At 49.5% G+C, this 12,559-nt stretch carries 13 protein-coding genes and 1 pseudogene; 1 reads left to right on the top strand and 13 read right to left on the bottom strand.

Annotated features, from left to right (window positions below; translation table 11 throughout):
* The first annotated feature begins 214 nt into the window (after window positions 1-214).
* Entirely contained in the window at window positions 215-1,726 is a 1,512-nt protein-coding gene (ggpS, locus tag VB712_RS18475) for a glucosylglycerol-phosphate synthase (protein ID WP_323257443.1), read from the top strand.
* Between the two features lie 44 nt (window positions 1,727-1,770).
* Here the strand turns inward: ggpS and VB712_RS18480 are convergent, their stop codons facing one another.
* The 13 genes and pseudogenes from VB712_RS18480 to VB712_RS18540 form a co-directional block, all read right to left on the bottom strand.
* Window positions 1,771-2,235, bottom strand: coding sequence for an SH3 domain-containing protein (locus tag VB712_RS18480; RefSeq protein WP_323257444.1), 465 nt, complete (start codon window positions 2,233-2,235; stop codon window positions 1,771-1,773).
* 156 nt (window positions 2,236-2,391) lie between these two features.
* Complete coding sequence (locus VB712_RS18485; RefSeq protein ID WP_323257446.1) at window positions 2,392-3,924, bottom strand: hypothetical protein; 1,533 nt, start codon at window positions 3,922-3,924, stop codon at window positions 2,392-2,394.
* 150 nt (window positions 3,925-4,074) lie between these two features.
* On the bottom strand, window positions 4,075-5,364 hold the full coding sequence (locus VB712_RS18490) for a glucose-1-phosphate adenylyltransferase (RefSeq protein WP_323257448.1): 1,290 nt from the start codon (window positions 5,362-5,364) through the stop codon (window positions 4,075-4,077).
* Window positions 5,365-5,581: 217 nt separating this feature from the next.
* Window positions 5,582-6,829, bottom strand: coding sequence for a GIY-YIG nuclease family protein (locus VB712_RS18495; protein ID WP_323257450.1), 1,248 nt, complete (start codon window positions 6,827-6,829; stop codon window positions 5,582-5,584).
* The gene (locus VB712_RS18500) at window positions 6,822-7,484 is read right to left on the bottom strand and encodes a Uma2 family endonuclease (RefSeq protein ID WP_416236396.1); all 663 of its coding nucleotides are present in this window, start codon (window positions 7,482-7,484) and stop codon (window positions 6,822-6,824) included. Before VB712_RS18500 ends, VB712_RS18495 begins: the two co-directional genes overlap by 8 nt.
* A 101-nt stretch (window positions 7,485-7,585) precedes the next feature.
* The gene (locus VB712_RS18505; RefSeq protein ID WP_323257454.1) at window positions 7,586-9,697 is read right to left on the bottom strand and encodes a DEAD/DEAH box helicase; all 2,112 of its coding nucleotides are present in this window, start codon (window positions 9,695-9,697) and stop codon (window positions 7,586-7,588) included.
* 129 nt (window positions 9,698-9,826) lie between these two features.
* Complete coding sequence (locus tag VB712_RS18510; protein ID WP_323257456.1) at window positions 9,827-10,315, bottom strand: DUF3368 domain-containing protein; 489 nt, start codon at window positions 10,313-10,315, stop codon at window positions 9,827-9,829.
* Window positions 10,308-10,559, bottom strand: coding sequence for a UPF0175 family protein (locus VB712_RS18515; RefSeq protein ID WP_323257458.1), 252 nt, complete (start codon window positions 10,557-10,559; stop codon window positions 10,308-10,310). Before VB712_RS18515 ends, VB712_RS18510 begins: the two co-directional genes overlap by 8 nt.
* Before the next feature lie 201 nt (window positions 10,560-10,760).
* Window positions 10,761-11,141 (bottom strand): HEPN domain-containing protein, encoded by a 381-nt coding sequence (locus tag VB712_RS18520; protein WP_323257460.1) that lies wholly within the window; start codon window positions 11,139-11,141, stop codon window positions 10,761-10,763.
* Window positions 11,138-11,458 carry a nucleotidyltransferase domain-containing protein gene (locus tag VB712_RS18525; protein WP_323257462.1) on the bottom strand — a complete coding sequence of 107 codons (321 nt, stop codon included), beginning with the start codon at window positions 11,456-11,458 and terminating at the stop codon, window positions 11,138-11,140. Before VB712_RS18525 ends, VB712_RS18520 begins: the two co-directional genes overlap by 4 nt.
* 221 nt (window positions 11,459-11,679) lie before the next feature.
* Window positions 11,680-11,913 (bottom strand): DUF2281 domain-containing protein, encoded by a 234-nt coding sequence (locus VB712_RS18530; protein ID WP_323257464.1) that lies wholly within the window; start codon window positions 11,911-11,913, stop codon window positions 11,680-11,682.
* A 71-nt stretch (window positions 11,914-11,984) separates the two neighbouring features.
* Window positions 11,985-12,218 carry a YgiT-type zinc finger protein gene (locus tag VB712_RS18535; RefSeq protein WP_323257466.1) on the bottom strand — a complete coding sequence of 78 codons (234 nt, stop codon included), beginning with the start codon at window positions 12,216-12,218 and terminating at the stop codon, window positions 11,985-11,987.
* Window positions 12,208-12,535 (bottom strand): annotated as a pseudogene (locus tag VB712_RS18540) (DUF4258 domain-containing protein). The gene VB712_RS18535 and the pseudogene VB712_RS18540 overlap by 11 nt, the downstream one beginning before the upstream one ends.
* Window positions 12,536-12,559 lie beyond the last annotated feature (24 nt).

A 12,559-nucleotide genomic window follows, 5' to 3' on the forward strand; every position in this document is an offset into this window, starting at 1 on the left:
AATCTGACTCTGTGGGCATGGGGGGAAGGGGGAAGGGGGAAGGGGGAAGTGGCTGTCCTCTATCCCATGGTAGAGATGGATCCTTGGGATTTAAGCCTGGGGAAAGATTCGTAAATTTGGGGGATCAAGGATATTGGGGTAGATTGAGCCGATTTTATCCCTGTTGAGGGGATGGAAACCGCCCTCTCCCTACTCTGATTCTCAAACCCAACCCATGAAATCCTCCCTGGTTATCCTATACCACCGTGAACCCTATGATGAAGTCATTGAAAATGGCCAGGTTCACTACCGCCCGAAAAAAAGCCCCAACGGGATTATGCCAACGTTGAAAAGCTTTTTTGGCCATGTGAATCGAGGCACTTGGGTGGCTTGGAAACAGGTCAGCGCTGAACAGAAAACGGATTTCCAAGCCCGTGTTCAGGTGGAGGAGGAAAATCACTACAGCGTTTTACGGATTCCCCTGTTAGCCGAGCAGGTGAAGCATTTTTATCACATCACCTCGAAGGAATCGGTTTGGCCGATCCTCCATTCCTTCCCTTGGCACTTTAGCGATGAATCCGCCGATTGGGAAAACTTCCAAAGGATTAACCGCCTCTTTGCGGAAGCTGCTTGCCAAGAAGCTGCCGATGATGCCCTGATCTGGGTGCATGACTATAACCTCTGGTTGGCCCCCTACTATATCCGCCAACTGAAGCCTGATGCTAAGATTGCCTTTTTCCACCATACGCCGTTTCCAGCGGTGGATGTGTTTAATATTCTGCCGTGGCGGGAGCAGATCGTCGATAGCCTGCTCCGTTGCGATGTGGTGGGGTTCCATGTGCCGCGCTACTCGGAAAACTTTGTCCATGTGGCCCGGAGTTTGCGGGAAGTGAGCATTATTAAACGGGCGGATCCCCCGCAACACCTCACCCGTACCGGCACGGCCCTAGCGGAGCCGGAAATGGTGACGCAAATGCGCTACGAAGGGCGCACCGTCCATATTGATGCCTTCCCGGTGGGGACGAACCCCAAACATATTCAGTCGGTGTTGGCTCAACCGGAAGCGGTGGAGCGCCTGGCCCAAATGCGGGCGGAGTTGGGCGATCGCAAGCTCCTGATTGCCGCCGGTCGGGTGGATTACGTCAAGGGCAATCAGGAAATGCTCCTGGCCTATGAGCGGTTGATGGAGCGTCGCCCGGATCTCCACGGCCAAGTGACGTTTCTCGTCACCTGCGTTACCCCTGCCAGCGGGATGCGGATCTATGAAACCACCCAAACGGAAATTGAGCAGTTGGTGGGGCGGATTAATGGCCGCTTTGCTCAATTGGGTTGGACTCCGGTGCTGTTGTTCACGGAACCCCTCAACCCCATTGATTTAATGTGCTATTACAAACTTGCCGATGTTTGTTGGACGACACCGCTGCGGGATGGGTTGAATCTGGTGGCGAAGGAATATGTGGTGGCCCACCAAAATGATACAGGTGTGCTTGTGCTTTCGGAGTTTGTCGGGGCAGCGGTGGAATTGCCGGAGGCGATCCTCACGAATCCCTATTCTCAAACCCAGATGGATAGTGCCATTGAGCGGGCCATTGCAATGCCGGAAAATGAACAAAAGGCCCGGATGGCCCAGATGTATGAAACCGTCACCACCTACGACGTGAAATATTGGGGCGATCGCCTCCTGGGGATTTTCCAAGATCTCCAAAATTCTCCCCCAACCGTGAAGCCGAAAGCCACCGCCGCCTAGATCCATTCCCCTCGCCCCCTACCAGCGAGGGATTTTTTTCGATGTCAATCCTCAATGGCTTGGGAGTTCCCCGCCCGTACCCAGCCGGTGCGATCGCTATTGGGCAAGCGCACTTGCTCCCAATTGCCATCCTCACTGGTTTTTAAAATAATGATTTCCTGATCATAGGCCAGCCCACTAATGGATTCACTCTCACCATTCGGCTCTGAGCGCAAACTCAAGCCATCGGGCCAAGTCACCGTTGCTCGATAGGCCCCCGGTTCGAGTTCCTCCGTTGGCGATTCTGGCTCTAGGGATTCAGCGGCGGTTTCTGGCTCTGGCCCATTGTCCGTTTCGGGATCTGTTGCCGGCGGTGAGGCCGTGGGGCGTTCTTCTGAATACACCGGCCGCTCAGGGATCACAACCATCCGGCTCAAAAAGTAATAACCCGCCGCCGTGCCACTGGCCAACAGCAGAATCAACCCCGTAATCACGCCTAAAATAAATTGCAATATCGAAGAAAACGACATAACTGAGACCAGAACTCTTCCAAGCGTACAATCAAGTGAGACTGAGAAGGACTGCCGTCGTCACCACAAACCTTTGTCAGCGTTCGTTGTGAGGACTTTAATCCTCTCCCATATTTAAGATGCACCCATTTTAACAGCGTTTATCGCAAATCTCGTCTAACTAACCTCTGTCTGGGCAGCTTGGCGTAGCATACGGGTTTGATCCATTAAATCCTCCACATCTTCCTGGGAAAGGCGTTGGACATAATTGACTTTAATTTCATCAATGAGGGCGATCAGTAAATATTCAACCCGATCAATACTTTGCTGGGCTTGGATTTCATTGCGCATTGAATTGGTGAAGGTTTCAGCCAACTGTTCAATCAATGCATCAAACTCTGGATCAACGGTGAGCAGTTGTTGCAGTTGACTATAGATCACATCGTAAAGATGGTGAATCACCTGTTTGGTGATGGTCTCTTGCATTTGCATCACCCCCGGTAGCCGTTGCATCTGCTGGGCGGCGGGGACATCGGCGATCGCCTTCCGAATCCCATAGTCCATCAGCGCTTCTAGATCCTGGCGTGTTGCCGGTAACACTTGGTTAATCGTCACCTGGGCCACCAAGCGGATAATTTCGGCAATCTCGTTGGTATTGTTGAGGTCAATATAGGAATTTTTCTGCTGTTGGGCGAGAAAATCCGTCAATTCACCCCGTTTCACGGAACCTTGCACTTGATTGAGCAAACTCACCACCACCACCTCGGTGAGGTCTTCAGCGATGCTCGCCACAAACCCTTGGCTAATCTGCCGCTTAATTTTAATCATATCCACCAAGTGAGATTGATGGAGGCGGATCAGCGTCGGCACAGCCCGCAACAGGCGCACCATATTCATCCAGTGGGGGATGGGGATGAATAAAATCACATCGTACCAACGCCACAGCATTGCATCCAGCCAGCTTACCCCTTTGCGACGGCGACTAATCACCCAAGTCCGGCCGAGGAACTCCACCAAAAACAACGCCGTAAAGGGAAAGTCAATCAGACCGAAATTATCAACCGGCTCACCATTTTCGCCCACGGGCCGAAAAAAGTTTGTTTCAATCAGGGGCTGGATTTTACGCTCAAAGAAACGGAGTTCTTCGTTAACATTGCGAGACTTTAAATAACTTAAACTCCAAAAAGTTTGAAAAGACTCTTTGGCTGAATCATCACCAATATGATCTCGCATGATGTTTTTAATCCGCTCCAATGTTCCCGTTTTATTGGCAACTTGGAAGGGATTCGTATCAATCATTTCATCACTTTTTTCTCGGAGGATCGCCAGGGTTTTCTCAACTTCGGGCGAATCTAGGTTATAGAGAATCAGTGTCTCTTTAAAGTTTTCAAAATCTGCTAAATATGCTTCTGTATCTCGGTAGGGTTCAATCCCCTTCACCCAATCATACCAATCCGCAACAGGTAAGCTAAAAATCGTTACCGGCTCTTCGGGAAAACGATAGGTAAATGCGCCAATATTCATATCAATAAACCGCACCCGCCCCTGAAGCCAAAAGTTTCGCATAGAAACATAGCTTAAATCAAACACAACCAAGCATAAATTGAGGGCCGCAATGATGGCGAGGGCTTGCTCAATCCAGAGGCTAATTTTGCGGGGGCGTTTGGTTTTTGTCACAGGGATGATGGATTTGGGTTTCAACAGGGCCATGGGGGTTTAACGTCATACACAGCAGGGAGGATCTTGCCCTTAACGCTATCACAAATTTTCTCCGTTGTACGGGGGAATCTGATCTAAAAAAACGGTGGGCGATCGCCCACCGTTAGCACAGGTTACGGAAATGCTCCAGCCAGATTGGGATTAGATCACCGTACCATCGGGGATCACAGCATTTTTAAGTACAACCACAATGCCACTCCGGATATAGAAGCCCTCGGATTCACGCGCAGCTTCTTCCACCCGGTCTTTATTGAGAATTAACACCTTTTGACCGATGCGGGCATTTTTATCGATAATCGCCCGGCGGATCGTTGAACCTTCACCAATCCCGATGGGGACTTGTTTAGAATCGTTGATGTTTTGCCGCTCGGCAAAAGGTTCATAGTAGTCTGCCCCCATGACGAGAACATCCTCAATTTTACAACCGGACTCAATCCGGGTACGAATCCCCAAAACCGAATGGCTGATGTTGCATTCTTTGAGAATACATCCTTCGCCAATAATCGATTCTTTGACTTCGCAATCCAGTAACTTGGTGGGGGGTAGGTAGCGCGATCGCGTGTAAATCGGGGCCTGCTCATCATAAAAACTGAAAGCGGGCTTGGGTTGCATCGTCAAGGCTAAATTAGCCTCAAAGAAAGACTCAATCGTCCCGATATCTTCCCAATAATCATCAAATAAATAGGCCTGCAAATTGTAATCAGCGGCAGCCCCAGGGATGATTTCTTTACCAAAGTCCGTTTGGCTGGCATTTTTTTCCAGTAAATCAATCAAGACTTGCCGCTTAAACACATAAATGCCCATGGAGGCAATATAGGGTTTTTGGCGGGCATCATCTGGACTTAAACCAAGGGTGGTGGTGTCCACCTGCATTGCTTTAAGGGCTTCCCCTTTGGGTTTTTCACTGAAGTCCACAACGCGACCGTTGTCGTTAATTTTCATCAGACCAAAACTAGAAGCCCGCCGCTCATCAATGGGAATCACTGACAGGGTAATATCAGCCCCCGTTTCGCGATGACGTTGAATAAAGTGGCTGTAGTCCATGCGGTAGAGATGATCCCCGGAGAGAATTAAAAACTCATCCGCATCCCATTCCCGAAATAACCACAGGTATTGACGTACCGCATCCGCTGTCCCCTGAAACCAATCAGGATGCTCTTGGGTTTGATAGGCCGCAAGCACTTCCACAAAACCATCACTAATGCTAGAAAAATTGTAGCCTCGGCTGAGGTGACGGTTGAGGGACGCGGAATTAAATTGCGTCAGGACGTAAATTTTATCAATGCCGGAATTAATGCAGTTACTCACTGGAATATCGATTAAGCGATATTTTCCGGCGAGAGGAACTGCGGGTTTTGCTCTTAGTTTTGTTAAGGGGTAGAGGCGAGTACCTGCACCGCCACCCAGTATGATCCCTAATACTCGTTTCACGGAAAACCTCTTGACTGCCAGTATTTGACTCTCCAAGACAAGTTTATGACGGTGTGGCCCAATTTTGACATCGTTCCCGCCTTAAAAGTGCATCTCTCTACCCCCTTACCCCCTCAGTCCTCTCCTCACCATGGTAGGAGGGGAAGCCGGCCAAGCCTTACCAGTCCCCCTTTGGCGACATTGGGGGGATGGGGGGAACTGTCAACCATTGACTCAGTTAAAGCCGTGTCAGACTTGCGGTGGCGCGATCATAGCGAAATTGATCAAGGGTTCCATCCTTGATTTTTTCAATCACCACCTCAATAGCCTCTAGGGGAACAAGAAACCATTCTCTGGGGTTGACAGGGATCGCGAAGCGGTCTTGTAGTTCTACATCTAAGCGGGTAGCACTCAAAAACCGATGGATCAGGGTCTCCAACTTTTTAGGGTTGATATGGCTGAGTTTGAACGTGGCGACAATTTCCACATCCGCGAGGAGATAGGTGGGGTCGTGCTTGGCATTGGCGATACGCTTTTTAACATTTCCCCCTGTTACGCCGATTTTGTGGATCACGGATCGATTTTCGGCAATGAAGGGAACATCGGATTGGCTTCTAAGCACATAAATGTAGCCGCTGGGCAGGTCATCCGGGGAGGATGTCAAATTATCTAGCTCCCCTTCCCCTTGGGGAGCTAGGGCAGTTTGAGAAAAGAGGGGGCCGAGATCGGGGGTGGTGATACGGCGGCTCGTTTTATCTTTGTTTAAAGCGCGTTGGAGCGATCGCATCAACAAATCACTTTCGGTGCCGTTGTCATACACCACCCGCAGACGGTGATTAAGCAAACCGGAATCGGTGGTAAAGACTTCCCCCGCTGCTGCCACGAGGATTTTCTGACCCTTGAGGATAAACAGATCGCCGCGATTAATTTGGGCATTGTCCTGATATTTGAGCGTTGCCCTTGCGCCGCTTTTCAAGTCCTGCTGCACCTGTTTAAAGAGGGGTTGAAATTGCTCAAAATCTAGACAGGGATTGCGCTGGGCCACTTCTTCGGCGGCTTTAATTTCTTGGCGGGAACGCACATGGGTCAGTTGGGTGATCTCATTGGCGGTGGTATCAAGGCCTAGGGCGGCGAGAAGGGCCTGATCATCTTGAGCCTCAACGTCTATTGCTGGGCTGGGGCTGATGTCCGGTGTGGCAGTGAGCAGGTGGTGAGGGTCGAAAGGCTCCAAAAGGGTACGGCATTCCTCCGATTCCCGGAGGCGATCCAACCGCACAGCATAGAGCCGCTCAAAAATATCCCGGTCTTCCCCCTGTTGGGGCAGGCGACCCTGTGCCAAGACAAACCGCTCAATTTCCTCAAAGCCTGCGATGATCCGCTCCTCTCTGGGGGAATAGTCAGCCAAGGGTTCGGGGGCCAGGTCGATCCCCAGTTCACCCAATAGGGCCAAATCCTCATCGGTAGTCGATTGCAGAGATTTAGCCATGGTTTGCTAACTGTTGCCGAAACCAGTTGGCGGCGGCGGTGTTGGTTTCTTGATTCAGTCGTTCTAGGGTTTGTTCGAGGAGGGCAATGTCCAACCCGGTGAGGATCTGCGATTGGGCGATCACCCCATAGCGGCCATCCTCCCCCAAGCCAAAGGCAAAAATCCGGCAGCCTTTCACATCAATCACCCAATATTCCGGAATCCCTAAACTGGCGTACAGTTGCTTCTGTTCATCAAGATCAAGGCTGAGGGTAGTATCGGCAATTTCCCCCACTAAATCCGGTAAACGGTGACGCTCCGTACTGATGCGGCGCGGCTCCCCCGGTTGCCATTTGGGGATGTTGTCGCCTTTGTATAAAACGAGATCCGGGGCGCAGGCGTGGGTATCGGGGCATTCGATCAGGCAGCGACCATAGGATTGTAAAACGACTTCGGGGTGTAGGAAGACCCAAAACCCAAAAATCATCGTCATTAGGTCGCTGAACGCGGCGTGATTTGGCCCTTCTTTACCCATCTCTACCCACAACCACCCTTGATAAAATGAGATTCTTTGCCAGTCTAGGGCGGGATTGTCCCGGATCGCCAGATAGTCCTGCCAGGTGGCAGGTTTGTGGCTGGATTGGGGTGGGGTAGGTTTTTCGAGGGCGAGGGTCATGGCAGCAACATCGAGCAGCGATACCCTCCGGCTCCCCTGCTCCCCACTTTGGGAGCAGGGGCTGGGGGATGAGGGCATGAATTCATTCAATTATACAAATCCTAAAGATCTTGGTCTTCCTTAACTTTGCGTTGTAGAAAGGCGATGCCTTCGGCCATGTGTTTTTCCCAGGGATCGGCGGCGGTGAGGGAGGGCAGTCGGCCTCTTTCTTGTTTGAAGCGTAGGGCGCGTTGCGCCAAGTATCGCGCATCGTCGAGATCCATGGCGATCCGTTTGGCGGCGATCACCTCGGCTACTTGTTTTAAGCGTTCTTCGCTCATGGATTTAGCGAGGATGGCGTAGGCTTCGCCAAAGGGGTTGATGCGATCGATTAGATCCATATCTAGTTCTGTGACGGAGAGGGCAAACTGCCGTACTCCATCGATGAGGGCGGTATTTTGAGGGGCTTCCTGCTCTTCCCTCACCCCCGGCCCCTCTCCCAACCTGGGAGAGGGGAGGAGATTATAGGTTTCGCTGGTTTCGTTGGCGGTTTGTTTGGCTTGTTGAACGAGATTGAGGGCGGCGATCGCCTGTTGTCGCACCGCTTCTTGATCTTCTGCCTCTAAATGGGCGTATTTCTCTTTAATAATTTTGCCCATCCGCACCTGGGTCAGTTCCTCCGGAACCATTTCTTCATCGAATAGACCCCGTTCCAGGCTGGGTTTATCCTGAACAAAAGCTGTCACCAATTCCGTTAAGTCTTCGCGGCAAATGCGTTGGGCTTCTGGACTCTTGGGTTCCACTAACCCTTTAATTTCCAGTTGAATTTCCCCTGTTGTGGAATTAAAACCCACATTGCACTTGCTGGGATCATAGCCTTCTGCACCGTAATCAAAGCCGGGGGTGGGTTCGTTTTCGGGGCGTTTGGGTTTGAAGTCGAAGCGGGGGGCGAGGACTTGTTCCATGAGCAGGCTGGCGGCGATCGCCTTCAATGTATCATTCACCGCTTCGGTGACGGTTTCTTCGCTGGCATCGGGTTCAGCGATCAGGTTGGTGAAGCGGGCGCGGGTTTTGCCGGGAGCATCGCGGGTGGAACGGCCGATGATTTGGATGATTTCCGTGAGGCTAGAACGGTAGCCGATGGTGAGGGCGTGTTCACACCAAATCCAATCGAATCCTTCTTTAGCCATGCCGAGGGCGATGATCAGATCAACATGATCGCGGTTATTTTTTTGGGTTGAATCTTTGAGGGATGCTGATACTTGATCCCGTTTGTTGGGGTCGTCGTTAACGAGATCGGCAATTTTAAGGATCTTGCCGTCGGGGGTTTTCACGAGTTGAAAGCCGGTGTCTGGATCTGTGCCTTGCCATTCCCCTAATTCTTCAAGAATGTGCTCAACTTCTTTGATTTTATCTTTAGTACTTTCGCGGGAGTTGACGTTGGGGATATGGAGGATTGTTTTTTCCTGAGGATTGAGCACCTCCATAATCGCATCGGTGTAGCGATCGCCGTAAAAATAGTAGCCAATGTCCAGTTGTTTGAGGTATTGGTAGCCGTTGAGTTGTTCGTAGTAGGTATAGGTTACGGTTTCAAAGCGGGATTCATCTTCAGGGTGGAGGACGGCTTCGGCATCACCGCGAAAGTAGGAGCCGGTCATGGCAACAATATGGGTTTTGTTGCGGGTGATCAGTTGGCGGACATGATCCCCTAATTTATTATCGAGGTTGGCGGAAACATGGTGAAATTCATCGACGGCAATGAGGCGATGATCGAGGGCTGCGATGCCAAATTTATCGATGGCAAAGCGGAATGTGGCATGGGTACAAACCAGCACTTTGGCATCGCTATCGAGAAATTTTTTAACGGCTTCAACTTTGCCGCCATTATCACCGCCGGGGGCATCACAGAGGTTCCACTTGGGTTCAACGTGCCAATCAGCCCAAAACCCAAATTGTGTGAGGGGTTCGTTGTGGAAGCTGGCCCCAATGGATCGTTCTGGAACGACGACGATCGCCTGTTTTAACCCCTGATGGTGGAGTTTATCGAGGGCAATGAACATCAGGGCGCGGCTTTTACCGGAGGCAGGGGGGGATTTAATCAGCAGGTATTGTTCGCCACGTTTTTGGTAGGCCCGTTCTTGCATGGGGCGCATCCCCAATTCATTGGGTTGGGTGGATGTGCCAGCTTGGGCGTAGGTGACGGAGACGGCGGGGACGGCGATGGCTTTATTCATAGCAGCAAGGGCAAAGTTGGGTGTGGGGGTGAGTTGGGTGTAGAGTTAGAAGGGTTTTTCAAGGCGATTTGCTTCGCAACGCTACGCGATCGCTGTCATTTTTAAACCGTCGCCTGGGATTTGATAGTATTATTGCTCTCCTGCCAAGGCGATCGCCTGCCCAAGTAGAGCGGGACTAATGCGTAAACCTACCTGGATAAGGTTCTCTAAATCCTGCTTTACAGATGAGATATATCCCATTTGCTTTGCGAGTACGACTACAGCTAAAGTACCTCGAACGGGAATCTGGAGAATTTTGGCTGTTTTTCGTGCGGCTAGATCATCAATAATTGCCTCATAGCTAGGATTCTGAATTGCCCAGGATAAGACCTGACTTTCTCCTAAACCTAGATCCCAAGTGGCGATCCTTGAGTCAATTTCTGGTGCAGGCTGAATGAATGCTTGGCCTGACTGCTGAAGCCAATTTACAGCACTATCGGTATAGCCTCCTAGACTAATTTCATCGGCAACGCCTTGAGGAATCATGATCTGATCACACAGTTTACTGAGTAAATCAATGCGATCAATTTTGGTTAGGCTGATGATGGGTGAGGCATTGACGACCCAAGATTTAACCACGATTAACTTCCTCGATTAATTCTTCTACGGTGGTTTGGAATGGAGAAACTTCAAGTTGATCGAGTGCTTGCAGGAAAGTTTGACGGCTAATTCCTGCTATTTCGGTGGCTTTGGATTGGGAAATTATGCCGACTTCGTACCATTTAACTATGGCGGCAATGAGCATTTTTTGAGCAAATTCGTCTGGGGTGCTGCGGAGTGCAGAGAAGGCACTTTCGGGTAGGTTGATTTGAATTTGGATCATTGGATTAAGGCTATGAATAGTGAATGGGTTGATGCAGCTATTATGGTTTGGATTTTTTGTTTTTAAGGGAGGTGGGGGGTTTTTGGGGGGTGAGTTGGGTGTGGAGTTGGAAGAGTTTTTCGAGGCGATTTGCTTCGCAACGCTACGCGATCGCTATCATTTTCAAAGCGGCGGCCGATGTGGATGCGTTCGAGGGTTTCGTTAAATTGTGCCGATCGCCTGAATAGCCAGGTTTAAAAATTGTTCGGCGCGGTCAATTTGTTCTGTGGCTTGGTCAATGGTGACGGCGTTGAATTGTCCATAGTCGCCAGTGGTGCGAAGTTCTTGGGCTTCAATTAAGAAGCGGTGAAACTCTGGTGAAACTAGCCCTATTTTAGAAAATTCTCGACCAAATGCGGCAATGACAGCAGAATGCTTAGAAAAGGAAAGTTTTCTACTTTCTAAAAAGGCTTCGGCAATGTAGAACATGGTGTAATAGGCGCGGGATGCTGCATAGTCTGGATAGTGATTGGAAAGGAGAAGTTTTGCTGCTTCTAGGCTTTGTTGGGCTTTGAGAAGAAGTTCTTGTTGCTCGTTGGTCATAGCAGAATTCCTTCTTGGTGGATATTGCGAAGTAGTGCGTTGTTGCGGGTTTGGTAGTCGGTTTTTGTCATGAAAAGGCAGCTAATGACGACATCATATTGTAGGGAGAGGGCGGCGACAATTTTGCCGGTGCGTTTGATTTCTTCGCCGGGATTGGTGAGTGATTGCAGCACGACGAGGACATCAATATCTGATTCTGGTTCGTGATCTCCACGGGCTTGGGAACCAAAGAGGATGAGTTGAATGAGGTGATCGCCATAAAGTTGGGTGAGATCTTGTTTTAGAAATTTTAAAACGGGTTGTAGGGTTAAGTTCATGATTTGGTTTTGAGTGGGGTGGTTTTTTGGGGGTGAGTTGGGTGTAGAGTTGGAAGAGTTTTTCGAGGCGTTTTCCCTGCGGGAACGCTACGCAAACGCTATCATTTTCAAAGCGGTGGCCGATGTAATTTTTTCGCTAAAGCTGGTTGATAATTTCGGTGGAAGAGTAAACAGGAATGTTGCTATCGATAAAGTCTTGATGAGAACTTTCACGGGTAGGTTTACTGGTATTTTTGGGTCAGATAGTTTATGTATTCTGTTTGTAGTTCATCATCGCTGGGTGCTGTGCCAGGATGTTTGGCAATGCCTCGAAGTCCGGTTAGGGTTCCGGGGGGGATGGCGGGGGGGGGAGAGGGTTGTTTTTGTTGAAGAAATTGGGCAAAGTGGAGAATTTCGTTGATTTGGCTTTCTGGGAGGGTTTGGATGAGTTGATAGAGTTTTTCGGCGGCTGTCATGATGTAAGGATTCAGGTACAGTGGGGTGTTTGGCTAGGGGGTCATTGTATGGCAATGCCCACTTTACTACTTTAGGGTAAATTTTGTGAGTAGTTGTAAACGGGAACTTTAATAAAATGATCGGGTTGATTTTTACTTAAAATTGTCTCTTGTAAATGCGCTACAGTTGATGGTGAGAAAAATTGCTCACCTGTTTCTTCATTGACGCGAGCGGGAACATTTTCAATGATGAAAATTTGACCGTTCAAATTTAAAGTGTATGTCACTTGTTTTTCGATGAGTGTTTCTTGCCAGTTAGTTGTCATTGTTACTCATTCTCCTTGTGGTAAAGTTATTATCCCAGTTTTGGAAATTAGGTTCGTACACTGTAATGATTTTAACGAGTGGACGACTTGGATAGCTACACTGAATATGGATCGGACGTTTTGCGACGGTTAAACCAAAAACAACTTGGCCCGTATTTATCTTGTGGATAGTTTTCGATTATTTTTCCATTGGCAATTGCCTCTCTAATTTCTTGTACTCGGATTTTTCGCAAGATGGATTGATCGAGAGCGTGTTTAGAAAACTCAATTTGATCTTTGATGAATTTTTGACGAATTTCGAGAATGAGTGTGTCCATTGAAATGATGGTGATGGAAGGGTT

The organism is Spirulina sp. CCNP1310 (genome assembly GCF_034932185.1).
In the GTDB taxonomy this organism is placed as follows: Bacteria; Cyanobacteriota; Cyanobacteriia; order Cyanobacteriales; family Spirulinaceae; genus Spirulina.